The organism is Klebsiella huaxiensis (assembly GCF_003261575.2).
In the GTDB taxonomy this organism is placed as follows: domain Bacteria; phylum Pseudomonadota; class Gammaproteobacteria; order Enterobacterales; family Enterobacteriaceae; genus Klebsiella; species Klebsiella huaxiensis.
In genome coordinates this window covers 951,677-978,465 of sequence record NZ_CP036175.1, presented here as the reverse complement: position 1 = coordinate 978,465, position 26,789 = coordinate 951,677, and the positions used below count along the sequence as shown (strand labels likewise).

The following is a 26,789-nucleotide window of genomic DNA, read 5'->3' as shown; positions in this document are numbered from 1 at the left end:
GGTAAAGAGAATGAGACGGATTGAGGTAATACAGGGAGAGCTGGCGCGGCTGACGAGCGGCTTGAGTCTTGCGGATTTAGCGCAGGAGACGGCGTTTACGGCAGAAGCCATCGGCTTTAACCTTGGGCTGGCGCGTAACTCAGTGAGTAAAGATCTCAATCAGTTGTGGAGCGACGGTTTGGTCATTAAGAGCCGTGGCCGTCCGGTGTTCTTCCTGCACCGTCAAGCGGTGGAAACGCTACTGGGACGCACGCTGGAGGAGTCCGAGCGTGAAGTGCGCACAGTTGCCGATCTGCTCCCCCATCAGGAAGATCACTCGATTGATGACCCCTTTAGTGGCCTGATTGGTTATGACCGTAGTCTGCGTGACGCGGTGGAAAAAGGTCGCGCTGCGGTACTTTATCCCCACGGGTTGCATGTACTGTTGACCGGCCCTTCCGGCGTTGGCAAAACCTTCTTTGCCGAACTGATGCATCGCTTTGCCTGCGAACATGCAACGGGAACTGCGCCGCCGCTGGTCTACTTTAACTGTGCAGAATATGCCCATAACCCGGAACTGCTCTCCTCGCACCTGTTTGGTCATCGACAGGGAGCATTTACCGGAGCAAACGAGAATAAACCCGGTTTGGTTGAACAGGCCGACGGCGGCTATCTACTACTCGATGAGGTCCACCGTCTGCCGTATGAAGGGCAGGAAAAGCTATTCTCCATTCTCGACAAAGGCCAGTATCGCCCGCTCGGCTCGAGCGCCACTGCGCGCTCAATTTCAGTACGCCTGATTTGTGCGACGACTGAACCGGTCAGCTCGGCGCTGCTGCGCACCTTCCAGCGGCGTATTCAGGTCTGCATCGATCTGCCCGGTATTCGCCAGCGCTCGGTGGAAGAGCAGGTTGAATTGATTGTCGGCTTCTTACAGCGTGAGAGCCGTAAAATCGAGCGCACAATAAGCATCGACAAAACGCTGCTGCTCTGGCTGTTAAATAAACCGCTGGAAGGCAATATTGGCCAGCTCAAGAGTGATATTCAGTTCCTGTGTGCCCAGGCGTGGGCATCAGGGATGACGGAGCATAGCGATACGCTACAGTTGGATAAACGGCTGGCGGAGATGCCGTTTAACGCCACGCCGGAGCAGCGTCTGCTGGTCGATACGCTATTTGACGGTAAAGAGCGGCTAAGTGTTGATGCGCGCACGCTGCCGGCGTTGAAAACCTCGCTGGCAACGGGAGCGGAGATTGAAGAGAGCGATCTGTTTTACAGCTTCCTGACCCGTGAATACGTCAATCTGCGCAACAGCAACGTCCCGCCAGCTGAAACGCTGGCAATCCTGAAAAATAAGCTCAGTTCAATTTTTGAATATGGTCTCTACAGCCGCGACAATATTGCCCATCCGCCGCGCTATGGCGATCAGATTGAGGAGCGCGTGACGCTGCTGATTGGCTGCGTGGAGCAGGTGCTTACGTTTACGCTGCCAGAAAACCTGGTGAATCCGCTGCGTAAGCACTTTCTGGCGCTGATTGGCTACGTGCAGCGTGGTCTTATCCCGCAGCTTTACTCCTCCAGCTTGATCCTCGACCGCTGTAAAGATGAATACGACAACGCCACGCTGCTGTGTCGAAAAATCAACGAGCTATTGCACATCCAGTGCCCGGCGACGGAAGTGGTCTGGCTATGCCTGTTCCTGAAAGAGTGTCGCCATTACCGTCAGCGTATTGATGCCAGCCCGGACTGCGGGGTGATTTTGATTGCCCATGGTTCGACGACAGCCACCAGCCAGGCGCAGTACGTGAACCGGGTGCTGGAGCGCGAGCTGTTTAGCGCCATCGACATGCCGTTTGAGCAGTCGGTGCATGATACCCTCGAAACGTTAATCCAGATGATCCAGGCCCGACGCTGGCAGCGGCTGATATTGATGGTAGATATCGGTTCACTGATTCATTTTGGCAGTACGATCAGCAAGTTATTTCAGATTGACGTCCTGCTGATGCCCAATATCACTCTGACCAGCCTGCTGGAGTTAGGGCTGGATTTAAGCTATGAAACCAGTGAGTTACCACAGCTGGCGGCGTTAATGCAGAGTAAAGATATCCCCTGCCAGCTCTGCACGCCGCAGCAGGAGAACGGCGGCAAAGTGCTGGTGATCTCCTGCATTACCGGTATGGGCACAGCGGAGAAAATCAAAAAGGTGCTGGAGGAAAGCTTTGGCGAACTGATGTCACAGGACACGCGGATGGTGATCCTCGACTACAACGAGGTGCGCAGTCTGGAGCGGGTCCAGCAGGCGATTAACCCCAGCGAACGGCTGGCGGGAATTGTCGGCACCTTCCAACCCGGCCTGCCGGATATTCCGTTTATCTCACTGGAAGAATTGTTCTCCGAACAGGGGCCGGAGCTGGTGCTAAGCCTGCTGACACCGGATCTCTCAAGCAGTGAACGCCGCCTGGAGATGGAGCGCAGCGCGATGCGTTTTATCAGCGCGCTAACCATGGAAAGCATCATCAACCATATTTCGGTGCTCAATCCTCAGCGCATTCTCAAAGAGATGGAAGGCGTGCTCAACCATCTGACCTCCTCACTTTCGCTGAAACCGAGCCGCCAGGTGACACTGCGCTTCCTGATCCACTGCTGCTGTATGGTCGAGCGTATCGTGATCAACCGCAAACCGTTACAGATGTCGCTGGAGAACAAGCCCGATCTGGATGCCCGGGCGTTTAGTGTCATTAAATCCGCCTTCCTGCCGATCGAAGAGGCTTATGCCATCCGTTTATCCGACGCGGAATATTTTTATATCTACGAACTATTGTATCGCTAACTCCTTATCTGGCGTGGCTCTGCGCCTCGCCAGCCCTCTCTTCTCCCCCATGTGACACAAATTCTGGCACAGCCTTTGCTCTTACTACGTGTGTAAACGTAATAGAGCCAGGAGGCCATTTTGACTACCACTGAACCCTTGTCCCAGATCCTGCTGCTGACGCATGGCGGCTGGGGGCAACAGCTTTGCAACAGCCTGTGCATGGTGACGGGCGAAATCAAAGGCGTGACGGAAATTGCGCTGATGCCCGTCGATACGCTGGGCGAATTTTACCAGCGTGTCGAAGCCGTTGTGAAAACCATGCCTGAAGGTTCGCTCATTCTGACCGATTTTGTTGGCGGTACCACCTCAAACGTGGCGGCGCGACTGAGTGCGGATTACCCGGTGGCGGTGGTTTCCGGGCTAAATGCCTCGCTGTTGCTGGAGGCGCTGGACAGGCGTGAAGAGAGGCCGCTCTCTGCCTGCGTGGCCGACCTGGTGGAAGCCGCACGCAGCAGCTGTCTGGACGTTGTCGCCCACGTTCGTCAATTACAACAACCAAAATAAGGGAAAAATATTATGGCTAACATCGTGTTATGTCGCATTGACAGCCGTCTGATTCATGGACAGGTGGTGACAAAGTGGGTCGGACAATCTCAGGCCAACCGGATTGCGGTGGTCAGTGATGAGCTGGACGCCGATCCGTTTATGAAAAACATCTATCTGATGGCCGCACCGCCAAACATTAAAGTGGATTGCTACAGCAATCAGAGCTTTGCGGCATCGTGGAAAGAAAATCAGCTTGGCGATGGCAACGTGCTGGTGCTGTTCCCTTCTCTGGCGGCGATTCAGGAAGCCGTACAGCTGGGGTTTGATGTCTCCGCTATTCAGGTGGGTGGTTTAGGCGGCGGGCCGAACCGCAAAGTCGTTTTCCAGAACATCACGCTGGATGAAAAAGACGTTGGCATTCTTAACGAACTGAAAAGTCGCGGGATTAAGGCAGTATTCCAGACCATTCCGGAAGATAAGCCGCAGTCTCTGGACGATATCCTGAAAAAATTCTAACCATTTAACATACACAAAATCATTCTGGATGCATCGAGGCGGCAACTGAGTGAATCCCCTTGAGCTTACTAAAGTAAGTGACTGGGGTGAGCGAAGGTAGCCAACAAAGAGGCAGCCTGAAGGATGAAGTGTATAGGAAAATATTATGGATACTTTAGTCTTTGCAAGCCTGATGGGATTGTATTACTGGTTTGCCCGATTACGCCTTGGCTACACCTTCTCCGCCATGCTGCTTCAGCCGGTGGTTATCGCCGTCTTCGTCGGCTTGCTGCTCGGCAATATGCAAACGGCAATGATTATTGGTGCGGGCATGCAGCTCGTCTATCTCGGCGTAACTTCAACGCCGGGCGGTAACGTGCCGTCGGACCCGGCGCTGGCCGCCTGTATTGCTATTCCCATTGCCGTGAAGGCCGGGATGGATCCGAACCTGGCGATAGCGCTGGCGATTCCGTTTGGCGTTATCGGCGTGTTCCTCGACCAGCTGCGTCGTACGCTGAACGCCGCCTGGGTGCATATGGCGGATAAACATGCGGAAACGGCGAATATGGCGGGCATTATGCGCTGCGCCTTCCTCTACCCGGCGCTGCTTGGGCTGGTACTGCGCTTCCCGGTGGTATTTGCCGCCAACTATTTCGGCCAGAACGTGGTGGAAAGTTTCCTCAAGCTGATGCCGCACTGGCTGACCCACTCCTTTGAAATCATGGGCGGGATCCTCCCAGCGCTGGGCTTCGCCATCACCATTATGGTGATCGGTAAAAAGAGCCTGTTGCCATGGTTTATTGGTGGATTCTTCGCGGTGCTCTATCTGAAGGTAGACATCATGGCGATGGCTATCTTCGGCACCTGCGTGGCCTTCCTGATTAAAGGCCTGGCGAAAAATGAAGGAGCAGCATGATGAGCAGCGACGTAATGCAGAATGAACTGGTCGAACGCGCACGAGTAAGCGGCACGCTGACCAAAGCCGATATCACCAAAGCCTGGTTTATCTACTGGTTGGGTGCGGAAGTTTCCAGCTCCTATGAGCGTCTGCAAAGCCTGATTTTCTGCGCCTCGATGACGCCGATAATCAAAAAGCTCTATCCGCAAAAGGAGGAGCAGGTGGAAGCGCTAAAACGCCATCTGAACTTCTTCAACTCGGAACAGACCTTTGGTGCCGTGATTCAGGGGATCTCCATAGCAATGGAGGAGCAAAAAACCCGCGGAGAGCCGATTAGCGACGCCTCGATCACCGGGATTAAAACCGGCCTGATGGGGCCGCTGGCCGGGATGGGCGATTCCATTATCTGGGCCGCCGTGATGCCGCTGTTGATTGCTATTTTTATTCCATTCGCCGCCAACGGCAGCGCAATGGGCGGTATTGTGCCCTTAATTCTCTATCCGGCAATTACGCTGGCGATCAGCTACGGCATGGTTCATAAAGGCTACACGCTGGGTCGTGACTCAATAATCGGCCTGCTGCAAGGGGGGCGAATTAAAGAACTGATCTACGGCGCGAACGTGCTGGGTTTGATCATGATGGGCGCGCTTTCTGCGAGCTACGTCAAAATCACCACGCCGTTAAAAATCAGCGCCCTGAAAGGCTCTGAGGTGGTCGTCCAGCAGATCCTTGACTCCATCGCTCCGGGCCTGCTGCCGCTGGCAGCGGTATTCGCGGTCTACTTCTATCTGCTGAAGAAAGGGCCGCGTTACACCACCATTTTGCTATCGATTGTCGCGCTGAGCGTGGTCTGTTCGCTGCTGGGAGTACTGTAAGCCATGACGCAGAACATCTATCAACAGCTGGGGCTAAAGCAGGTTATTAACGCCTGCGGCAAGATGACGATTCTGGGCGTCTCCAGCGTCGCGCCACAGGTGATGCTGGCCACGGCTCGGGCGGCTTCAGCCTTTGTGGAAATCGACAGACTGGTGGACCGTACTGGCGAGCTGGTTTCCCGCTTTACCGGCGCTGAGGACAGTTACGTCACTTCCTGCGCCTCGGCGGGCATCGCCATTGCCGTCGCCGCCGCCATTACTCGTGGTGACCAGGCCAGAGTCACGCAGATACCGGACAGCTCCAGTATGGCCAACGAAGTCGTGATGCTGCGTGGGCATAACGTCGACTACGGTGCGCCGATTACCAGCGCCATTCGCCTCGGCGGCGGGCGTGTGGTGGAGGTGGGTTCGAGCAACCTGGCGGCCCGCTGGCAACTGGAGAGCGCGATTACTGACAACACCGCCGCGCTGCTGTATGTGAAATCACACCACTGCGTACAGAAAGGGATGTTGAGCATTGAAGACTTTGTGCAGGTTGCACAGGTTCGCAACCTGCCGCTGATTGTTGATGCCGCCGCCGAGGAGGATTTACACGCCTGGGTGGCGAGCGGAGCGGATATGGTTGTCTACAGCGGGGCAAAGGCCTTTAACGCGCCCACCTCCGGGTTTATCACCGGTAAGAAACCGTGGATCGCTGCCTGTAAAGCACAGCACCACGGCATCGCCAGGGCGATGAAAATCGGTAAGGAGAATATGGTTGGGCTGGTGTACGCACTGGAAAATTATCATCAGGAGCAGGCGGTAGTGACTGCCGAACAACTGCAGCCAGTGGCGGAGGCAATTTCCGCGATTCGCGGGCTGAGCGCCGATATTGAGCAGGATGAAGCAGGGCGCGCCATCTGGCGTATTCGTATCCGGGTGAATGCGCAGGCGTTAGGTATTGACGCCCGTGAAGTGGAAGCGCAACTGCGCGGCGGCGATATCGCCATTTATGCCCGACGCTATAACCTTCATCAGGGCGTATTTAGCCTTGATCCGCGGACGGTTGCAGAAGGGGAAATGGCATTAATCGTGGCGCGACTTAAGGAGATTGCAGACCATGCAGCAGATTAATTTTTATCGTCAACGTGTGGCGATCAACGTGCTGGCGAAAGATATTGCCAATGCCAGGGAAATCTATGATGCCGCAGAGGGCCATGCGGTAATCGGCGTGCTCTCCGCGCAGTTTGCCTCAGTGGAAGACGGCGTTCAGGAGGTCAAACGCTGGATGGCGGAGGTGCCGTCCATCTCCGTGGGGCTGGGAGCCGGGGATCCGGCGCAGTATTACAAGGCAGCGATGATCGCGTCGAAGGTACATCCGGCGCACGTCAACCAGACCTTTACCGGCTGCGGTTTCGCGGCAGGGGCGCTGGCGGCAACGGGCGGCGAACAGACGCACATCAACGCGCTGGTCAGCCCGACGGGAACACCGGGCGAAGTGCTGATTTCAACAGGAGTCAGCAGTAGTCAGGGAACACCCGCCCGCGTTTCCTGCGATGCGGCGGTACGTATGATGCAGGATTCAGGGGCGCATGCGGCGAAGTTCTTTCCGATGGGCGGTGAGAAGTCGCTACCGGAGCTGTATGTGCTGGCGACAACCGCGGTGCGCAACGGCATGACGCTGATAGAACCAACCGGCGGAATCGATCTCGATAACTTTGGCATTATTTTGCAAAGCTGTCTGGAAGCAGGCGTACCTCGCGTGATGCCTCATGTTTACAGCTCGATAATCGACCCGCAAACCGGCAATACACGACCAGAAGATATCCGCAGATTAATGGATATCGTGAAAGCCGTGGTCTAAATAAAAAACACCAAGCCGTAGCCCTGGCAAGCAAGCCATCACCAACGGAGAATGTCCCGGAGGCGGCGCTGACGCGCCTGTCCGGGCTACCGGACAGCAGACGGCTGCGAACTTGTAGCCCGGTCAACGCAGCACCACCGGAAAGATGGCCGCAGGGGATTGGGGACAGTGGAGATTCCCGGAGGCGGCGCTGGCACGCCTGTTCGGGTTACAAAACCACAGCCGGGAAGGCTTCCCGAAATTTAAACCTGCCCGACGTACAGATAAATCGCCAGGAAGTGGCAGACGCTGCCGCCCAATACAAAGCCGTGCCAGATTGCATGGTTGTATGGAATGCGCTTGCAGACGTAGAAAATCACCCCCAGCGAATAGACCACTCCGCCAACGGCCAGCAGCGTCACGCCGCCGACCGCCAGCTTAATCGCCAGTTGATAAACTACAATTAGCGACAGCCAGCCCATGGTCAGGTAGGTCACTAAAGAGAGGATCTTAAAGCGATGCGCGATGGTCAGCTTAAACAGGATCCCCAGCAGCGCCAGGCTCCAGATAACAATCATCAGCCCGCGCGATAGCGGTGAATTTAGCCCCACCAGCAGGAACGGCGTATAGGTCCCGGCAATCAGCAGATAGATGGCGCAGTGGTCGAATTTTTTCAGCCACAGCTTAGCCCGCTGATGCGGAATCGCGTGATAGAGAGTGGAGGCGAGGAACAGCAAAATCATGCTGCCGCCGTACAGGCTGTAGCTGGTGATAGCCGTTGCGCCAGCGTTGCTATCTACCGCCTGTACCAACAACAACACCAGACCGACGATACCAAACACCAGCCCGATCCCGTGGCTGATGCTGTTGGCAATTTCCTCTGCCAGAGAATATCCCTGAGTGATTAATGGTTTGCGAACCATATTTGACTCCGAAAACAAGTACGCTTTTTGTGCTCACTTAGGTTAACTGAGAATGATTCCAGTGAACACCTGTTAGCTAAAATAAAAAGGTGAATATTTATGAACACTATAAAATCATAGTGTTACAGTTAAATTTCAACTAACAGTCGTTCACTATTTTATTAAAGCGTTTCGAATTCAATGACATAAAACTGCTGTTCACCCGGATAGATCTCCGCAATCACGTCTCGTAGTTGCGTCAGCGTCATATTCTCCTGCTGCGCATGCAGATCGGTCAGCGTCTCCAGGGTTACCGTTGAAGTCGCCACTACGCGGATGGTGCAAAAATAGCCGTTATCTTCGTAGCGGCCAACGCGCAGGATATCGCCCACTTTAAAGTGCGATTCGGCAGCATCGCGGATAGTAATGGTTTTACGCCCGGCAAGGATGTCGTCCTGAAAGCGCTGAAAAAAGGTAATGTCATTCTGCTGCATGATATAATTCCGTCCTGGTCATTATGAATTGTGAGTTTGCCACTGTGAGTATCTTCTCCCACGCTGCTATCGCCAGTCTCAACAATCTTGAGATGATGGTCTATCACTACGTTATTAAGAATCGTGACAAAGTGATGTATATGACCATCCGCGAACTGGCGGAAGCCGTCGGAGTCTCTACGACAACCGTCCTGCGCTTCTGCCGTAAGCTGCAGTGCGAAGGCTACTCAGAGTTTCGCGTACGCTTTAAATTATATCTGGAGCAGAATGAGCCTCAACAGGCAAATATCGGTGCCAGTGAAATAATGAGCTTTTTCAAAAGTGTCAATAACGATGAATTTGATGACTTACTGGAACAGGCCGTCGATATTATTCTCTCTTCTGAGCGTATTATTTTCGTTGGCGCGGGGACTTCCGGCGCATTGGCGAAATATGGTGCCCGCTTCTTTTCTAACGTTGGGAAATTCAGCAATCATATCGATGACCCTTATTTCCCGGTCACTAATGATATGGCGCGCAATGCACTGGCGATCGTGCTGTCGGTCTCCGGCGAAACCGAAGAGATCCTGCGTTTCGCCAGCCAGTTCAGCCTGCATCGCTGCAAAGTGATGTCCATCACCAGCCACGAACACTCGCGACTGGCAAAGCTTGCGGACTTTAATCTCTCATGGCACGTCCCGCAAACGCGCATCGGCGGCGTCTACGATATTACGACGCAGATCCCGGTTATTTATATTCTTGAAAGCCTCGGGCGTAAATTAGCGCGTAAACTCGCCTGAAAATAACACCCTGTTTTTTCGATGTAACAAATTCCACAACTGGCAAATTGTTATATCGTGACATTTATATCCCCTTTGCTAGACTCGAAACCAACAAGTAATTATGACGAGATCAGCAAAGATGAAAAAAATACCTTTACCGAAAGACTTTTTATGGGGTGGCGCGGTAGCTGCGCACCAGGTTGAAGGCGGCTGGAATAAAGACGGCAAAGGCCCAAGCATCTGTGATGTGCTGACCGGTGGCGCGCACGGCGTACCACGCGAGATAACCCAGCAGGTTGAGCCGGGTAAATACTACCCGAACCACGAAGCCATCGACTTCCACGGCCACTACAAAGAAGACATCAAGCTGTTTGCCGAGATGGGCTTTAAGTGCTTCCGTACCTCTATCGCCTGGACCCGCATCTTCCCGTTAGGCGACGAAACTCAGCCGAATGAAGAAGGCCTGAAGTTTTACGATGACATGTTCGATGAACTGTTAAAGTACAACATCGAGCCAGTTATCACCCTTTCCCACTTTGAAATGCCGCTGCATCTGGTTCAACAATACGGTGGCTGGACCAACCGCAAAGTGGTCGATTTCTTTGTGCGCTTCGCCGAGGTGGTCTTCGAGCGCTATAAGCACAAAGTGAAATACTGGATGACCTTTAACGAGATCAATAACCAGCGTAACTGGCGCGCGCCGCTGTTTGGCTACTGCTGCTCTGGCGTGGTCTATACCGAGCATGAAAACCCGGAAGAGACCATGTATCAGGTGCTACACCACCAGTTCGTGGCCAGCGCGCTGGCGGTAAAAGCAGCACGTCAAATCAACCCGGATATGCAGGTTGGCTGCATGCTGGCGATGGTCGCCCTCTATCCGTTCTCCTGTAAGCCGGAAGACGTGATGTTCGCTCAGGAGTCAATGCGCGAGCGCTACGTCTTTACCGATGTTCAGCTACGCGGTTACTACCCAAGCTACGTCCTGAACGAGTGGGAACGTCGCGGTTTCAATATCAAAATGGAAGACGGCGATGCGCAGATCCTGCGTGAAGGCACCTGCGCTTACCTCGGATTCAGCTACTACATGACCAACGCGGTGAAAGCGGAAGGTGGCACCGGCGACGCGATTTCTGGCTTTGAAGGCAGCGTACCGAACCCGCACGTCAAAGCATCCGACTGGGGCTGGCAGATTGATCCGGTGGGCCTGCGCTATGCTCTGTGTGAACTGTATGAACGCTATCAGAAACCGCTGTTCATTGTGGAAAACGGCTTCGGAGCTTACGACAAAGTAGAAGAAGACGGCAGCATCAACGACGACTACCGTATCGACTACCTGCGTGCGCACGTCGAAGAGATGATCAAAGCGGTGACCTATGACGGCGTGGAACTGATGGGCTACACCCCGTGGGGCTGCATCGACTGCGTCTCCTTCACCACCGGCCAGTACAGCAAACGTTACGGCTTTATCTACGTCAATAAACACGACGACGGCACCGGCGATATGTCGCGCTCGCGTAAGAAAAGTTTCAACTGGTACAAAGAGGTTATCGCCAGCAACGGTGAAAAACTGTAATGCTTCTGCCCTCTCCCGACCGGGAGGGGGCAAAAAACCCCACGATTACGACACTTCTTTACAGCATTAACATTGCCAAAACGCTTTCGCCCGATAAGATAGGCCACGTGAATAATTGAGGCGATCATGATCAAGCGACAACGCAAAGCCATCCTTCTTGTAGCCCTTGCCTGTCTGGTGGTGCTGATATGCACCGCGCAGCGTATGGCAGGGATGCATGCGCTTGTCATGAATGCGACTACCGCCACTCAATTGGTACAGCAGGGTCAAAGTAATAGCGATGAGCCGGTGACGCCCTGCGAACTGAGCGCCAAATCGCTGATGGCCGTTCCGCCGATGCTGTTCGAAGGCGCGCTATTTGCCATCACCCTGCTGCTGGCGGTGCTGGCGGCAAGCCCTGCGCGTATTGAGCGCCTCTGGCCTCCCCGCGAAATTTCACCTCCCCGGTTACGGGTACATCTCCGATTATGTGTTTTCCGTGAATGAGCACTGGCCTGACGGTTCAGGTTAATCATTCATTTACGGAGAAAATTTATGCTTATAGTATTCAGGCGACTACTGGTCTGCCTGCTTTGGCTATGGCTGCCCGTCAGTCAGGCCGCCGACAGCGGCTGGTTACGCGCCGCCGATAATCAACACGCCAGCGTCAGGCTGCGCGCGGAAAATGAGAGCAGCGGCGAAACGCGCCTGCTGCTGGACGTCGCGCTGGAAAAGGGCTGGAAAACCTACTGGCGCTCGCCGGGTGAGGGGGGAATTGCTCCGGCAATAACCTGGTCAAAACCACTTGATGTCAGTTGGCACTGGCCAACGCCGCAGCGCTTTGACGTCGCCGGAATTTCTACTCAGGGCTATCACGGCAACGTCAGTTTCCCACTGGAGATTCGCGGCCCGCTGCCGGAAACCCTGCGCGGCGTGCTGACGCTATCCACCTGTAGCAACGTCTGTATTCTCACCGACTATCCCTTCTCGCTGGATATGACCTCCCCCGCTGGAAGCGATTTTCGCTACGACTTCACCCGGGCGATGGGCACTCTGCCGCTGACGGACGGCCTGACCTCGCAGCGTAGCGCCAGCTATATCAGCGGTAAGTTAACGGTCACCGCCGTTCGCGAAGCAGGCTGGCAGCAGCCTTCGCTATTTATCGACAGTATGGATGACGTGGATTTCGGCAAGCCCGCCTTCGCCATCAAGGGGAATACGCTTATCGCCACGCTGCCGGTCACCGATAGCTGGGGCGATGCTGCGCCAAACCTCAGCGGTAAGACTTTGTCGCTGGTGCTTACCGAGGGCGGTCAGGCCGAGGAGAGCCGGGTTGCCATTGTTCAGGGGAGCGCCGCACCGGAGTTGTCTCTGTGGTGGGTGCTGCTGATGGCGCTGGCCGGGGGCCTGATCCTCAACGTGATGCCCTGCGTGCTGCCGGTACTGGCCATGAAGCTGGGCACGCTGGTGCAAAGCGCTAACCAGCAGCGCGGGGTAATAAGACGCCAGTTCCTGGCATCCGTTGGCGGGATTATCGCCTCTTTCCTCGTTTTGGCACTGATGATGACCCTGTTAAGGCTGGGCAATCAGGCGCTGGGCTGGGGCATTCAGTTCCAGAATCCGTGGTTTATCGGTGCGATGGTGCTGGTGATGGTGCTGTTCAGCGCCAGCCTGATGGGGCTGTTTGAGTTTCGCCTCTCCTCTAACACCAGCACGTTTCTGGCCACCCGCGGCGGCAGCGGTTTATTGGGCCACTTCTGGCAAGGGGCATTCGCCACGCTTCTCGCCACGCCGTGTACCGCGCCGTTTCTCGGTACTGCCGTATCAGTGGCGCTCGTTGCGCCACTGCCGCTGCTGTGGGGGATCTTCTTCGCGATGGGTCTGGGAATGAGCCTGCCGTGGTTGCTAATTGTCGCCTGGCCCGGTTTCGCCCGACATCTTCCTCGCCCAGGCCGTTGGATGAACCGCGTTCGGGTCATTCTCGGGCTGATGATGCTCGCCTCGTCGCTGTGGCTGGTAAGCCTGCTGACGGTGCACATAGGCCGTCTGCCGGTGCTCGCACTGTTGATGATTCTGGCTCTCGTTCTGCTGCTGGCGACGGCCTGGCGCTACCGCTGGCGTACGGCGCTACAGGCCGCAGCGCTAGCCCTGGTGATTGCGGTCGCGGTTGCTTTGATTTCACCACCGGAAGGCCAGGGTTCGCGCCGCGATCGCGTCAACTGGCAACCGCTCAGTGAACAGGCGATTGCCGACGCGCTGGCGAATCATCAGCGAGTGTTTGTCGATGTAACCGCCGACTGGTGCGTGACCTGTAAAGCCAATAAATACAACGTATTGCTTCGTGATGAGGTGCAGGAGGCGCTCTCAGCCCCGGATGTGGTGGCGCTGCGCGGCGACTGGAGTCGACCGTCGGACACCATTAGCCAGTTTCTGACCGCTCGCGGCAGCGCCGCCGTACCGTTCAATCAGGTTTATGGACCGGCGTTACCGCAGGGCCAGACGCTGCCTGCGCTATTAAATCGAGAAGAGCTTCTCGCCACCCTATCCGCTGCGAAAGGAAAATAATCATGAGAATCATCACCGCATTACTGCTGCTGTGCATAGCAACATTTAGCATGGCCGCGCCGGAATCGTCCACCGATGACCAGCTCGCCAGGCTGCTGTTTAACGATCCCTTAAGCCCGCGTATGGGAGCCAAAGAGCCGAAACTGACCATCGTCTCATTCACGGATTACAACTGCCCTTACTGCAAGCAGTTCGACCCAATGCTGGAGAAAATCGTCCATGATAATCCTGACGTTTTACTGATTGTGAAGCTACTGCCGTTTAAGGGGCAAAGTTCGGTCAACGCCGCAAAAGCCGCGCTCTCAACCTGGCAGCAGCAGCCAGATAAGTTTTGGGCGCTGCATCAGCGGCTAATGGCGAAAAAGGGCTATCACGATGATGTCAGCATTCACGCCGCGCAGCAGAAGACCGCCACTGACGGGGTGAAGATCGATGAGAAAACCATGGAGTCGCTGAAGATGAACCTGATTTTATCGCAGGTGCTGAATATTCAGGGCACACCGGCCACCATTATCGGCGACGAGATGGTAGCGGGCGCAATCCCCGAGGCAGATCTGGAGGCGCTGGTGAAAGAACAGCTGGCGAAAGCGGATGCACAGTAAATTAACGCGCTGGCTGCGCGAGGGGATCGTCTTGCTATTGATTGGGGTGGGGATAAGCCTGGCGGTGGATTACATGCGTAAACCCGCATTGCCGCAAAATTTCACCAGCACGCCGCTGCAAACCCTTGATGGTCGGACGATCGATCTGGCGGCGATGAGCCACGAACGTCCGCTGCTGCTGTACGTCTGGGCCACATGGTGCGGCGTATGTCGTTACACCACGCCATCGGTGGCCGCGTTGGCTGACGATGGCGGTAACGTTATAACCGTGGCGCTGCGCTCCGGCGATAACGCCGCCCTGGAGAAATGGCTGGCGCATAAAAAGATGGCGTTACCGACGATCAACGACGCCAGCGGTCAGCTCTCACGGCAGTGGGATGTGCAGGTGACGCCAACTCTGGTCGTGATTTCGCGCGGCGAGGTGAAGTCGGTCACCAGCGGCTGGACCAGCGGTTGGGGGATGCGCCTGCGGCTGTGGATGGCGTCGTAGCGCATCTCCCCCGCTCGCAGAGCTACGGGTCGATGCGGTCTGAACGTCTGGTAACCCGGAAATTCACAGTGTAATGGATAACAAAACTCCCGGTGGCGCTGCGCTGACCGGGCTACAAGTTCACAGTTGTCTGCGAGCGGGTAGCCCGGACAGGTGCGCAGCGCCGCCTCCGGGAAGGCGTTGTGGATTATCTTCCGCCCGCCAGCTCCAGAAAGCTGCCGGTTACGTAGGAGGCTTTGTCGCTCAGCAGCCAGACGATGGCCTGGGCGACCTCTTCCGGCTGACCGCCGCGCTGCATCGGCAACATCGACTTCACGCGATCCACGCGTCCCGGTTCACCGCCGCTGACGTGCATTTCAGTATAAATTAGGCCAGGACGAACCCCGTTGACCCGAATTCCCTGCGCCGCAACCTCCAGCGACAGGCCAGTGGTCAGGGTATCTACCGCGCCTTTTGACGCGGCATAGTCCACATATTCCCCCGGAGCGCCCAGGCGCGAGGCCGCTGATGAAACGTTAACAATCGCCCCACCCTTACCGCCGTGCTTGTGCGACATCCGCTTTACCGCCTCCCGGCAGCAAAGAAAATAGCCAGTGACGTTGGTCGCCAGTACCCGGTTAATCCGCTCGGCACAAAGGCTTTCAATCGTCCCCTGGGTAAACAAAATGCCAGCGTTATTGACCAGCGCCAGGAGCGGTTCACCAAGGCGATCGACAGCCTCAAACATCGCCACCACCTGCGTTTCATCACTGACGTCCGCTTGCAGCGCAACGGCCTTTCCCCCGCTGGCGAGAATCCCTTTCACCACGCCGGTCGCAGCTTCACTGTTCTGGTGATAATTCACCACCACGGTATAACCTTCCTGCGCCAGCAGCAGCGCCGTCGCTTTACCTGTTCCGCGGCTGCCGCCCGTCACTAATGCTATCGTCATGCCATTCCCCCAAAAAATAAAGGCGCCGCAGCGCCTTTAAAAGATAGCCTAATCAGCAAATTACTGATATTCGCTCATCGGTACGCAAGAGCAGAACAGATTACGGTCGCCGTAAACATCGTCCAGACGCTTCACGGTCGGCCAGTATTTATTGTTCAGCCCTGCCGGGAATACCGCCAGCTCACGGGTGTAAGGGTGATTCCACTCGCTCACCAGTTCGCCCTGGGTATGCGGAGCGTTAACCAGCGGGTTGTCTTCCAGTGGCCACTCACCGGCTTTCACACGGTCAATCTCGCCGCGAATCGCCAGCATCGCATCGATAAAACGGTCCAGCTCGGCTTTGCCTTCCGATTCGGTCGGCTCAACCATCAGCGTACCTGCTACCGGGAAGGACATCGTCGGTGCGTGGAAACCAAAGTCAATCAGGCGCTTAGCGATGTCCAGCTCGCTGATGCCGGTTTCTTCTTTCAGCGGACGAATATCAAGAATGCATTCGTGCGCCACGCGACCGTCGCGTCCGGTATACAGCACCGGGAACGCGTCTTTCAGGCGGGTGGCAATGTAGTTGGCATTCAAAATCGCCATCTGGCTCGCCTGTTTCAGCCCTTCTGAGCCCATCATGCGGATATACATCCAACTGATCGGCAGAATCGAGGCACTGCCGAATGGTGCGGCGGAAACCGCGCCCTGACGGGTCAACATACCTTCGATTTGCACCACGCTATGGCCCGGAACAAACGGCGCCAGATGTGATTTCACGCCAATCGGCCCCATACCCGGGCCGCCGCCGCCGTGCGGAATGCAGAAGGTTTTATGCAGGTTGAGATGCGATACGTCCGCGCCGATAAAGCCTGGAGAGGTAATGCCGACCTGCGCGTTCATGTTCGCGCCGTCGAGGTAAACCTGGCCGCCGAACTGATGCACGATTTCGCACACTTCGCGGATCGTCTCTTCGTAGACGCCGTGGGTGGACGGATAGGTGACCATAATGCAGGAGAGGTTGTCAGCGTGCTGCTCCGCTTTTGCCCGCAGATCTGCCAGATCGATGTTGCCATTTTTATCACAGGCCACTACGACCACCTGCATCCCCGCCATCTGCGCGGAAGCCGGGTTGGTGCCGTGGGCAGAAGCCGGGATCAAGCAGATATCGCGATGCCCTTCGTTACGGCTCTCATGGTAATGACGGATCGCCAGCAGACCCGCGTACTCGCCCTGTGCGCCAGAGTTCGGCTGCATACAAACGCTGTCGTAACCGGTCAAGGTGACCAGCCAGTCGGCAAGCTGGGCGATCATTTGATGATAACCTTCCGCCTGCTCGATCGGGCAGAACGGGTGCAGCTCGGCAAATTCCGGCCAGGTGATCGGGATCATCTCAGCGGCAGCGTTCAGCTTCATGGTGCAGGAGCCCAGCGGGATCATCGCCTGATTCAGCGCCAGATCCTTGCGTTCCAGGGAGTGCATATAGCGCATCATCTCGGTTTCGCTGTGATAGCGATTAAATACCGGATGGGTCAGGATCGCATCGTCACGCAGCATGCTGGCCGGGATCGAGCGGCTATCAAGCGCCACGTCTTTATCCAGGGTGTCGATATCCAGACCATGATCATCGCCAACGATGGCACGGAACAGGTTCTGCAGGTCTTCGCGGGTGGTGGCTTCATCCAGCGTGATGCCGACGGCGTTGTGAATATCGCTGCGCAGGTTGATCTGCAGCGCTTGCGCCCGCGCCAGCACCGCTGCTTTATCAGCTACTTCCACACACAAGGTATCGAAGTAATGTGCGTGACGCAGCTTGAGGCCTTTTTTCTGCAGGCCATCGGCCAGAATATCGGTCAGGCGATGAATACGGCTGGCAATACGTTTCAGGCCTACCGGGCCGTGGAATACAGCGTACAGGCTGGCGATGTTAGCCAGCAACACCTGGGAAGTACAGATATTGGAGTTCGCTTTCTCGCGGCGAATATGCTGCTCACGAGTCTGCATCGCCATGCGCAACGCAATATTGCCCGCCGCATCTTTCGATACGCCGATAATACGGCCCGGCATGGAGCGTTTGAATTCATCTTTTGCGGCAAAGAAGGCCGCATGCGGGCCGCCGTAGCCCATCGGTACGCCGAAGCGCTGAGCGGAGCCGAAGACAATGTCCGCGCCCTGCTTGCCCGGAGCGGTCAGCAGAACCAGCGTCATAAAATCGGCGGCGACGCTGACAATCACTTTGCGCGCTTTCAGTTCCGCGATCAGCTTGCTGTAATCATGCACTTCACCCGTGGTGCCGACCTGTTGCAGCAGTACGCCGAAGACATCCTGGTGGTCGAGGACTTTATCAGCATCATCGACAATCACGTCAAAGCCAAAGGTTTCCGCACGGGTGCGCACCACGTCCAGGGTTTGCGGATGGATATCGGCGGCAACGAAGAAGCGGTTGGCGTTTTTCAGTTTACTCACGCGTTTGGCCATCGCCATTGCTTCAGCCGCGGCGGTGGCTTCATCCAGCAACGAAGCCGAGGCGATATCCAGGCCCGTCAGGTCGAGCGTCACCTGCTGGAAGTTCAGCAGTGACTCCAGACGCCCCTGGGAAACTTCCGGCTGATAAGGCGTATAGGCGGTATACCAGCCCGGATTTTCCAGCATATTGCGCTGAATGACCGGCGGCAGCTGCACGGCGCTGTAGCCCATGCCGATGTACGACTTGAAGCGCTTGTTACGACCGGCAATCGCCTTCAGTTCCGCCAGCGCGGCGAATTCGGTAGTTGCTTCGCCCACCTGCGGCGGCGTCGCCAGCTGGATATCCTGCGGCACAATCTGGCCAATCAGGGCGTTAAGCGAATCGGCGCCAACAGTTTTCAGCATCTCCTGCTGTTGCTGAGCATCCGGGCCGATGTGACGTTCAATAAAGGCGTCACGGTTTTCAAGTTGGCCTAAAGTCTGGGTCATGAGCGATGGTTCCTGAAACGTGCGGTGAATCGTAGGTGTCTCTACTTATCTGAATACGCAAACTAATTCGCGTTGCAGGCAGGTGGCAAGCCAGTGACAAATTCGTCGGGAACGAATTTGATCAGCCGAAGGCTGGCCTCCGGTGAGAGGCAGGAGCCTCTCATTAATCCCCAAGAGCGTACATAAGTACGTAACTGGGGTGAACGACCACAGCCAACACACCTGCAACGTGAAGAATGAAACGTATTTATTCGTCTTCTAACAGCGCTTCGTATGCAGTGGCATCCAGCAAAGCGGCAACCTGAGCTTCGTCGCTGGCTTTGATTTTGAAGATCCAGCCGTCGGTGTAAGGCTCGCTGTTCACCAGCTCAGGAGAGTCATTCAGCTCTTCGTTAACGGCAACGATTTCGCCGCTAATGGGTGCATAGATATCGGAAGCCGCTTTCACAGACTCGGCAACCGCGCAGTCAGCACCTGCTTCGACGATGGCGCCCACTTCCGGAAGGTCAACGAAGACCATATCGCCAAGCAGCTCCTGTGCGTGTTCGGTGATCCCGACGGTATAGGTGCCGTCAGCTTCTTTACGCAGCCATTCGTGTTCTTTGCTGTATTTCAGTTCTGCTGGTACGTTGCTCATCAATTCATCTCCAAAAGGGGAAATCACACCACGGCTTTGCCGTTGCGTACAAAAACAGGTTTAGTCACTTTTACCGGCATTTCACGGTTACGAATCTGCACCACGGCGGTTTCGCCGATACCTTCCGGTACGCGTGCCAGCGCAATACTGTAGCCCAACGTTGGGGAGAAGGTGCCGCTGGTGATAACGCCTTCTTTCTGATTACCATCGGCATCGCTAAAGCGCACCGGCAAGCCGCCGCGCAGGACGCCTTTGTCTGTCATCACCAGGCCAACAAGCTGCTCAGTGCCTTTTTCACGCTGTAACTCCAGCGCTTCGCGGCCGATAAAATTACGCTCGGCAGGCTCCCAGGCAATGGTCCAGCCCATGTTCGCCGCCAGCGGAGAAACGCCTTCGTCCATCTCCTGGCCGTACAGGTTCATCCCCGCTTCCAGACGCAGCGTGTCGCGTGCGCCCAGGCCGCATGGCTTAACGCCTGCATCCAGAAGACCGCGCCAGAAATCCACCGCCTGTTCGTTCGGCAGCGCAATTTCATAACCCGCCTCGCCGGTATAGCCGGTGGTGGCGATAAACAGGTCGCCCGTCTGCACGCCAAAGAACGGCTTCATGCCTGCAACCGCCTGGCGCTGCTCATCGGTAAACAGCGTCGCTGCTTTCTCTTTCGCCTTCGGACCCTGTACGGCAATCAGTGAAAGATCGTCACGCACGGTCATTTCAAGGCCATAAGATTCAGATTGCTGAGTTATCCAGGCAAGGTCTTTTTCACGGGTGGCGGAGTTAACAACGAGGCGGAAATAATCTTCAGAAAGGAAATAGACAATCAGGTCATCGATGACGCCGCCAGAAGCGGTTAGCATCCCACTGTAGAGCGCTTTGCCCGGCGTGGTGAGCTTATTCACGTCGTTAGCCAGCAAATAACGCAGGAATTCACGGATGCGGCTGCCGTGGAAATCAACGATGGTCATGTGCGACACATCGAACATTCCGGCATCGCCACGCACCGCGTGATGCTCATCAATCTGGGATCCGTAATGCAGCGGCATCATCCAGCCATGGAAATCCACCATGCGCGCGCCGCATAGCGTGTGTTGTTCAAACAACGGAGTCTGTTGAGCCATCTTTTCCTCATCGAATAAAACGGAACCAGCCACTATTTTTGGCGATTTTGCGCCGCGAAATCCGCCGTCGACATCGCTGACGGATGCCGACGCAAACGTTCTCTTCGGCCAGAACTTACCACCGATACCGGGAGTAAACCATAAGCTGAATCAGGACATCACATTAGCTTATGACCAAAATCCGCCGATGAGCCTACAGAGTTATCAACTGAATAAAAGCGACAAATGCCACATAAAAACAATGTAATAAACCTTAAAGGTAGAGTGTAATGATATTTTATGCGAAATTACGTACCTAATTTCTATAACAAAAAAAAGGTAACATTAATAAAACTAATGCGAAAAAAGAGGTGAGATTAGATTATTTCAAATGAGCCGGGAGACCCGGCGCGATGGCCGGGAAAGAGAAGTGTGATGGGCTTAACGTAACCAGGCAGGAAGGTCGTTTAGTCCCATTGCCTGACGGATAAGCTGCGGCTTCACACCGGGCAGCGTGTCTGCCAGCTTAAGGCCGATATCGCGTAGCAGCTTCTTCGCCGGATTGCTGCCGGAGAACATCTCGCGAAAACCCTGCATTCCTGCCAGCATCAATGCGGCGCTATGCTTGCGGCTGCGCTCATAGCGACGCAGATACAAATGCTGACCAATATCTTTTCCCTGCGCATGCAGGCGTTTGAGCTCATCAATCAGCTCGGCGGCATCCATAAAGCCAAGATTGACGCCCTGCCCCGCCAACGGATGAATGGTGTGAGCAGCATCGCCAACCAGCGCCAGACGATGGGCGGCGAACTGACGCGCATAGCGGCCCGTCAGCGGGAAAACCTGACGTTCGCTTTCCACCGAGCACAAGCCAAGGCGGTTATCGAAAGCAATATTCAACGCCTGGTTGAAAGCGGCTTCGTCCGCCTGCTGCATCCGCTTCGCGTCTTCAGGAGACAGCGACCAGACAATAGAGCAGAGATGCGGATCGCTCAGCGGCAAGAACGCCAGAATCCCTTCGCCGTGGAACGCCTGACGCGCAATCGCTTCATGCGGCTCTGCGGTACGAATAGTGGCAACCAACGCATGATGATGATAATCCCAGTAAGTCAAAGGAATATCGGCTTTGTTGCGCAACCATGAATTGGCACCGTCAGCGCCAACCACCAGCCGGGCGGTTAACATACTGCCGTCCTGCAGGCTCAGAAAAGCCTCATTCTCGCCCCATGCGACCTGCTGCAGTTGGGCCGGGGCCAACAGAGTGACATCGGAACAGCGCTGAGCTTTCTGCCACAGGGCATGGTGCACCACGGCGTTTTCGATAATATGACCGAGGTGGCTGAACCCCATGCTCTGGTCATCAAAGCTGATATGGCCAAAACTGTCTTTGTCCCACACTTCCATACCGTGGTAGCGGCTGGCGCGCTGGGCGATAATATCCTGCCAGACATCCAGTTTGCTCAGCAGCTTCTCGCTGGCGGCGTTAATCGCCGATACCCGCAACGCCGGTGGCGCATCCATACCCAGCGGCTGAGGAGTTGCCTGTTCCAGCACCGCCACGCGCAGCCCGCTCCCCTGCAAACCGCAGGCAACCGCCAGGCCGACCATCCCACCGCCAACAATGGCGACATCAACACTTTGCACGTTTAACTCCTTAACGGGGGACCCAACCGAGGGTACGCTGCGCCAGCGCATCTCGCGCCGGGGTAAATAATTCCATCGCCATCAGGCCCAGGTTGCGCCCCGCGACCAGCGGCACCCAGCGATTGGCGAACAGATGCACCAGCCCGTCAGTCACACCAATGGTGGCAGCTTTGTCATCGGCACGCCGCGCCTGATAGCGGCTCAGAAGTGAATAATCACCCGGGTCCTGACCAGCGGCCTGCGCCAGCATTTCCGCCAGGCTCATCACATCGCGCAGACCAAGATTAAAACCCTGTCCGGCAATAGGATGTAACGTTTGTGCCGCATTGCCGACCAGCGCCAGACGATGCGCAACCGTGCGGGTGGCCGAAGTCAGCGATAGCGGATAAACGCTGCGCTTTCCGGCATGGGTAATTTGGCCGAGTCGCCAGCCAAACGCTTGCTGAAGCTCATGGCAAAAACGTTCGTCAGACCAGCTCAGCACCTCTTCTTGCCGCGACTGCGGATGACACCACACCAGCGAGCAGCGCCCCTGCGACATCGGCAGCATCGCCAGCGGGCCGTATTGGGTAAAGCGTTCGAAGGCGCGGCCGTTGTGAGGCAGGGCAGTACTAACGTTGGCAATAATTGCCAACTGTTCATAGGGTTGCTGCTGCCAGCTGATGCCACAACGAGCCCCCAGAGTGGAGCGAGAGCCGTCTGCCGCCACCAGCAGTTTACCGTGGAGAACCTCGCCGCTGTCCAGGGTGAGGCTTACGCCCTCCTCGCTGCGGCTGACGTCTTCCACTTTTGCCGGGCAGTGCAACGTAATGCCCGGCGCTTTGCGCAGTTGCGCAAACAAGCGCTGGCCCACATCGTGCAGCTCAACCACTTGACCTAATGCCGCCAGGCCATACTCCTGAGCATCGAGCGTCACAAAGCCCGCATGACCGCGATCGCTGACGTGGACACGCTGAATAGACGTAGCGCAGTCGGCAATCTCTTGCCAGATACCCACCCGAGCCAGCTGTTGGCAGGTGCCGGCGGCCAGGGCGATAGCACGGGCATCAAAGCCAGGGTGCTGCGCGGATTCCGGCGCTGTCGCTTCCACCAGATGCACCGGCAACGTGCCGCTGGTGAAGCGAGAAATGGCTAACGCCAGAGTCGCGCCGGTCATTCCGCCGCCAACGATCAGCACGCTCATAGCTCGCGCGCCGCCGCCATCAGCGCCTCAATATCATCGGCTTTTTTCACGACGCCTGCGGTGAGATTTTCATTGCCGTCTTCGGTGATAACAATGTCATCTTCGATGCGAATGCCGATACCGCGATACTGAGCCGGAACATCGGCATCCATCGCAATATAGAGTCCCGGTTCGATGGTCAGCACCATCCCCGGTTCGAGGATGCGCGAACGGTCTACGTCATAGTTGCCGACATCATGCACGTCGAGACCAAGCCAGTGGCTCAGACCATGCATAAAGAAAGGACGATGGGCGTTGTTGGCAATCAGCTCGTCGATATCTCCTTTGAGGATCCCCAGACGCACCAGGCCGGTAATCATAATCCGCACGACCTGCTGGCTAACCTCGTGAATTGAGGTGCCGGGACGATAGAGCTTCAGCGAGGTTTCCAGCGATTCGAGGACGATATCGTAAATCTCGCGCTGCGCCGGGCTGAACTTGCCGTTAACCGGGAAAGTTCGGGTGATGTCGCCCGCGTAGCCGCGATATTCACAACCTGCGTCGATCAGTACCAGATCGCCGTCGCGCAGTTCACATTCGTTTTCAGTGTAGTGCAGGATGCAGCCATTTTCGCCGCCACCAACGATGGTGTTGTAGGAAGGGAAGCGCGCGCCGTGGCGGTTGAATTCGTGAAGGATTTCGCCTTCAAGGTGATACTCAAACATGCCCGGGCGACATTTTTCCATGGCGCGGGTATGGGCCAGCGCGGAAATTTCACCAGCGCGACGCATTACCTCAAGTTCTTCCGCCGACTTAAACAGGCGCATTTCATGCACCATCGGCCGCCAGTCAATCACCGAGTTCGGTGCTTGCAGATTCTGGCGCACGCCTTTGCGCAGTTTTTCCAGCGCGTTGAACACGATTTCGTCTGCGTAAGCGTATTCACCCTGTGCAAAATAAATAGCATCGAGGCCGTTAAGTATCTGGAATAGCTGCTGATTGATTTCACTAAATGCCAGGGCGCGATCGACACCGAGTTTTTCCGGCGCAGCGTCCTGACCAAGACGACGACCAAACCAAATTTCCGCCGTCAGATCGCGGACGCGGTTAAACAGTACGCTGTGATTATGCGTTTCGTCGCTTTTAATCAAGATAAGGAGCGATTCTGGCTCGTTAAAGCCGGTGAAGTACCAAAAGTCGCTGCTTTGCCGGTAGGGATATTCCGAATCTGCGCTGCGTACCGCTTCCGGTGCAGCGAAAATTAGCGCTGCGCTGCCTGGCTGCATCTGTGCCAGCAGAGCCTGGCGACGAGAGAGAAATTCCTGCTGAGTCATGACGCCCCCTGAACGATTTAATCAATAATTAGAGCCTATCCCAGCAGGCTCTTAGTGTAATGTCGGCTTTTGAACTTCCGGCGCAGTAGGCTTTTGAGAAGAGAAGGTATCGTGGCACAAAAGCGCGGCAACGCGTACGTACTCGATAATCTCTTCGAGGGACATTTCCAGCTCTTCCTGGTCTTCATCCTCGTCGTAGCCTAACTGGGCAATGTTGCGCAGATCGTCGATGGCTTCGCCGGTTTCATCTTTGACCTTATCTAACTTAGGCTGCGTCACGCCCAACCCGAGCAGAAAATGATTCACCCAACCCGCCAGCGCATCGGCGCGATCGAAAACGCTCACCGCGTCGCCATCCGGCAAATAGAGCTGGAACAGAAAGCCGTCATCTTCCAGCGCATCGCTGGTGGCGGAATGCATGCTACGCAGCGCCTGTGCCAGCTCATGACCAAAAGCAAGACCTTCGTTGGTCAGGTCATGTACCAACGGCTGCCAGCTGCTGTCTTTATTGCCACCGCACAGGATCCCGCTGATCAAACCGTGCATTTCGGCAGGGGTTAATCCCACCCCTTGTTGGTTCAGTAACTGGTCTACGTCGTTGTAACCAGGCATTTCGTTCTGTATAGACATGCGCATTCGTCATCGTTGGGAGGAATTCATGATATGCTACCACTTTGGACCCTGGTGAACCAGAATGGGGCTTGTATCTTCATTCCAGGGTAGCTATAGTGTCGCCCCTTCGCAGACCCGGGCAGGGCGTGAAGGCAGCGCAGTCAATCAGCAGGAAGGTGGCATGTCTGCACAACCCGTAGATCTCCAAATTTTTGGCCGTTCACTACGAGTGAATTGCCCGCCTGAACAAAGGGATGCCTTAAACCAGGCAGCTGACGACCTGAATCAGCGGTTGCAAGATTTAAAAGAACGCACTAGAGTCACAAATACTGAGCAGTTGGTTTTCATCGCCGCGTTGAACATCAGCTACGAATTGGCTCAGGAAAAAGCGAAAACCCGTGACTACGCCGCCAGCATGGAACAGCGTATTCGGATGCTTCAGCAGACCATAGAACAAGCGTTGCTTGAGCAAGGTCGCATAAGCGAAAGACCCGGGCAGAAGTTTGAATAACACTTTGCATTTAACTGTGTTAGAGTAATCGCAAGAACAAAATTTCTCTGAGATGTTTGCAAGCGGGCCAGTCCCCTGAGCCGATATTTCATACCACAAGAATGTGGCGCTCCACGGTTGGTGAGCATGCTCGGTTCGTCCGAGAAGCCTTAAGACTGTGACGACACATTCACCTTGAACCAAGGGTTCAAGGGTTACAGCCTGCGGCGGCATCTCGGAGATTCCCTTCTTTATCGTTCCATTCCCCCTGTTTCATTTTCGGCTTTTGCCACCTGGTGTATTACACTTGCTTCGTTCGTCTCCTTTGCTCTCGTAACGCTTTTCAGGCAGCCCGGTATGACTCAAATTTCAGATATCCCACTAAGCCGACAACAAATTCGCCAGCAGACTCGCCTGCGCCGACGTGCATTAACGCCAGAGCAGCAAACGCAGTTTGCGCTTCAGGCCGCGGACCGAATGATGGCCTATCCACCGGTTTTACTGGCGCATACCGTGGCAGTGTTTCTCTCATTTGATGGAGAACTGGATACACAACCGCTGATTGATCAGCTGTGGCGGGCGGGTAAGCGAGTTTATCTTCCGGTGCTCCACCCTTTCAGCCCGGGTAATCTTCTGTTTCTGCACTACCATCCGAGCAGCAACCTGGTAGTGAATCGCTTGAAAATCCGCGAGCCAAAGCTTGATGTGCGCGACGTCCTCCCCCTTAGCCAACTGGATGTTCTGATTACGCCGCTGGTGGCGTTTGATGCCGTCGGACAGCGACTGGGTATGGGCGGTGGATTTTATGATCGGACGCTGCAAAACTGGCGGCAGTATCATCTACAGCCGGTCGGCTACGCCCACGACTGCCAGCAGGTCGAAGCGTTACCAGCGGAGCCGTGGGATATCCCGCTGCCCGCAGTGGTTACGCCAGCAAAAACCTGGGTGTGGTAGAGCGTCGGCCCCATTGACATTGCTTTTTTTTTAACCTAAATTCTCAGGTAAAGGGTGAGGGAGGCGAACCTCCCTCCTGCTTCCTCTCTGTTAATATGCTGGGTAGGCGATGATTAACAGGATAAGCAACATGATGAATAGTCTCATCATCGTCCCTTTCCTTTTAGAGCCCCTGCTTCGGTAGGGGCTTTCCCGTTTCAG

Annotated in this window: 25 protein-coding genes and 1 other RNA gene; 16 read left to right on the top strand and 10 right to left on the bottom strand. The window is 55.7% G+C overall.

What is annotated here, in order from left to right:
• Nucleotides 1-10 precede the first annotated feature (10 nt).
• The 7 genes from dagR (at nt 11) to dagF (ending at nt 7,448) form a co-directional block, all read left to right on the top strand.
• Nucleotides 11-2,809 (top strand): transcriptional regulator DagR, encoded by a 2,799-nt coding sequence (gene dagR / locus DA718_RS04750; RefSeq protein ID WP_112216530.1) that lies wholly within the window; start codon nt 11-13, stop codon nt 2,807-2,809.
• 120 nt (nt 2,810-2,929) lie between these two features.
• Nucleotides 2,930-3,355, top strand: a complete 426-nt coding sequence (locus DA718_RS04745; protein WP_112216531.1) for a PTS sugar transporter subunit IIA — start codon at nt 2,930-2,932, stop codon at nt 3,353-3,355.
• 12 nt (nt 3,356-3,367) lie between these two features.
• Nucleotides 3,368-3,853: a PTS sugar transporter subunit IIB gene (locus DA718_RS04740; protein WP_110276707.1), complete on the top strand. Its 486-nt coding sequence runs from the start codon at nt 3,368-3,370 to the stop codon at nt 3,851-3,853.
• 145 nt (nt 3,854-3,998) lie between these two features.
• Entirely contained in the window at nt 3,999-4,748 is a 750-nt protein-coding gene (locus DA718_RS04735) for a PTS mannose/fructose/sorbose/N-acetylgalactosamine transporter subunit IIC (RefSeq protein WP_110276708.1), read from the top strand.
• Nucleotides 4,745-5,605 (top strand): PTS system mannose/fructose/sorbose family transporter subunit IID, encoded by an 861-nt coding sequence (locus tag DA718_RS04730; RefSeq protein ID WP_167492726.1) that lies wholly within the window; start codon nt 4,745-4,747, stop codon nt 5,603-5,605. The genes DA718_RS04735 and DA718_RS04730 overlap by 4 nt, the downstream gene beginning before the upstream one ends.
• Before the next feature lie 3 nt (nt 5,606-5,608).
• A complete protein-coding gene (dgaE, locus tag DA718_RS04725) occupies nt 5,609-6,718 on the top strand; it encodes a D-glucosaminate-6-phosphate ammonia lyase (RefSeq protein ID WP_112216532.1) in 1,110 nt (369 codons plus the stop codon).
• Nucleotides 6,705-7,448 carry a 2-dehydro-3-deoxy-phosphogluconate aldolase gene (dagF, locus tag DA718_RS04720; protein WP_112216533.1) on the top strand — a complete coding sequence of 248 codons (744 nt, stop codon included), beginning with the start codon at nt 6,705-6,707 and terminating at the stop codon, nt 7,446-7,448. The genes dgaE and dagF overlap by 14 nt, the downstream gene beginning before the upstream one ends.
• Before the next feature lie 242 nt (nt 7,449-7,690).
• On the opposite strand, the gene trhA is transcribed toward dagF, so the two are convergent.
• Both trhA and yqfB read right to left on the bottom strand, forming a co-directional pair.
• The gene (gene trhA / locus DA718_RS04715; protein ID WP_112216534.1) at nt 7,691-8,350 is read right to left on the bottom strand and encodes a PAQR family membrane homeostasis protein TrhA; all 660 of its coding nucleotides are present in this window, start codon (nt 8,348-8,350) and stop codon (nt 7,691-7,693) included.
• A gap of 161 nt (nt 8,351-8,511) precedes the next feature.
• The gene (yqfB, locus tag DA718_RS04710) at nt 8,512-8,823 is read right to left on the bottom strand and encodes a N(4)-acetylcytidine aminohydrolase (protein WP_110276712.1); all 312 of its coding nucleotides are present in this window, start codon (nt 8,821-8,823) and stop codon (nt 8,512-8,514) included.
• A 50-nt stretch (nt 8,824-8,873) separates the two neighbouring features.
• On the opposite strand from yqfB, the gene DA718_RS04705 reads away from it, so the two are divergent.
• The 6 genes from DA718_RS04705 to DA718_RS04675 all read left to right on the top strand — a co-directional run bounded on the left by DA718_RS04705 (nt 8,874) and on the right by DA718_RS04675 (nt 14,793).
• Nucleotides 8,874-9,602, top strand: coding sequence for a MurR/RpiR family transcriptional regulator (locus DA718_RS04705; RefSeq protein WP_110276749.1), 729 nt, complete (start codon nt 8,874-8,876; stop codon nt 9,600-9,602).
• A gap of 121 nt (nt 9,603-9,723) precedes the next feature.
• Nucleotides 9,724-11,157 (top strand): 6-phospho-beta-glucosidase BglA, encoded by a 1,434-nt coding sequence (gene bglA / locus DA718_RS04700; RefSeq protein ID WP_112216535.1) that lies wholly within the window; start codon nt 9,724-9,726, stop codon nt 11,155-11,157.
• 126 nt (nt 11,158-11,283) lie between these two features.
• Entirely contained in the window at nt 11,284-11,643 is a 360-nt protein-coding gene (locus DA718_RS04690) for a copper resistance protein (RefSeq protein ID WP_112216537.1), read from the top strand.
• Nucleotides 11,644-11,691: 48 nt separating this feature from the next.
• The gene (locus DA718_RS04685; protein ID WP_112216538.1) at nt 11,692-13,701 is read left to right on the top strand and encodes a protein-disulfide reductase DsbD family protein; all 2,010 of its coding nucleotides are present in this window, start codon (nt 11,692-11,694) and stop codon (nt 13,699-13,701) included.
• Nucleotides 13,702-13,703: 2 nt separating this feature from the next.
• Nucleotides 13,704-14,303: a DsbA family protein gene (locus DA718_RS04680; RefSeq protein WP_110276717.1), complete on the top strand. Its 600-nt coding sequence runs from the start codon at nt 13,704-13,706 to the stop codon at nt 14,301-14,303.
• A complete protein-coding gene (locus DA718_RS04675) occupies nt 14,293-14,793 on the top strand; it encodes a protein disulfide oxidoreductase (protein ID WP_112216539.1) in 501 nt (166 codons plus the stop codon). Before DA718_RS04680 ends, DA718_RS04675 begins: the two co-directional genes overlap by 11 nt.
• A 187-nt stretch (nt 14,794-14,980) precedes the next feature.
• Here DA718_RS04675 and DA718_RS04670 read toward each other — a convergent pair whose 3' ends face one another.
• The 8 genes from DA718_RS04670 to DA718_RS04635 form a co-directional block, all read right to left on the bottom strand.
• Nucleotides 14,981-15,724 (bottom strand): SDR family oxidoreductase, encoded by a 744-nt coding sequence (locus tag DA718_RS04670; protein WP_112216540.1) that lies wholly within the window; start codon nt 15,722-15,724, stop codon nt 14,981-14,983.
• Nucleotides 15,725-15,784: 60 nt separating this feature from the next.
• Nucleotides 15,785-18,658, bottom strand: coding sequence for an aminomethyl-transferring glycine dehydrogenase (gcvP, locus tag DA718_RS04665; protein ID WP_112216541.1), 2,874 nt, complete (start codon nt 18,656-18,658; stop codon nt 15,785-15,787).
• A gap of 247 nt (nt 18,659-18,905) precedes the next feature.
• Complete coding sequence (gene gcvH / locus DA718_RS04660) at nt 18,906-19,295, bottom strand: glycine cleavage system protein GcvH (RefSeq protein WP_110276721.1); 390 nt, start codon at nt 19,293-19,295, stop codon at nt 18,906-18,908.
• 23 nt (nt 19,296-19,318) lie between these two features.
• Nucleotides 19,319-20,413, bottom strand: a complete 1,095-nt coding sequence (gcvT, locus tag DA718_RS04655) for a glycine cleavage system aminomethyltransferase GcvT (RefSeq protein WP_112216543.1) — start codon at nt 20,411-20,413, stop codon at nt 19,319-19,321.
• 420 nt (nt 20,414-20,833) lie between these two features.
• Nucleotides 20,834-22,036 carry an FAD-dependent 2-octaprenylphenol hydroxylase gene (gene ubiI, locus DA718_RS04650; RefSeq protein ID WP_112216544.1) on the bottom strand — a complete coding sequence of 401 codons (1,203 nt, stop codon included), beginning with the start codon at nt 22,034-22,036 and terminating at the stop codon, nt 20,834-20,836.
• Nucleotides 22,037-22,046: 10 nt separating this feature from the next.
• The gene (ubiH, locus tag DA718_RS04645) at nt 22,047-23,219 is read right to left on the bottom strand and encodes a 2-octaprenyl-6-methoxyphenyl hydroxylase (protein ID WP_112216545.1); all 1,173 of its coding nucleotides are present in this window, start codon (nt 23,217-23,219) and stop codon (nt 22,047-22,049) included.
• A complete protein-coding gene (gene pepP, locus DA718_RS04640) occupies nt 23,216-24,532 on the bottom strand; it encodes a Xaa-Pro aminopeptidase (RefSeq protein WP_112216546.1) in 1,317 nt (438 codons plus the stop codon). Before pepP ends, ubiH begins: the two co-directional genes overlap by 4 nt.
• A 51-nt stretch (nt 24,533-24,583) precedes the next feature.
• Nucleotides 24,584-25,162 carry a YecA/YgfB family protein gene (locus tag DA718_RS04635; RefSeq protein ID WP_130624346.1) on the bottom strand — a complete coding sequence of 193 codons (579 nt, stop codon included), beginning with the start codon at nt 25,160-25,162 and terminating at the stop codon, nt 24,584-24,586.
• A gap of 163 nt (nt 25,163-25,325) precedes the next feature.
• On the opposite strand from DA718_RS04635, the gene zapA reads away from it, so the two are divergent.
• From zapA to DA718_RS04620, 3 genes are all read left to right on the top strand, one after another.
• Entirely contained in the window at nt 25,326-25,655 is a 330-nt protein-coding gene (gene zapA, locus DA718_RS04630) for a cell division protein ZapA (protein WP_110276727.1), read from the top strand.
• Between the two features lie 41 nt (nt 25,656-25,696).
• A non-coding RNA gene (ssrS, locus tag DA718_RS04625) (6S RNA) lies at nt 25,697-25,880 on the top strand.
• 111 nt (nt 25,881-25,991) lie between these two features.
• Nucleotides 25,992-26,588, top strand: a complete 597-nt coding sequence (locus DA718_RS04620; protein WP_112216548.1) for a 5-formyltetrahydrofolate cyclo-ligase — start codon at nt 25,992-25,994, stop codon at nt 26,586-26,588.
• The last annotated feature ends 201 nt before the right edge of the window (nt 26,589-26,789 follow it).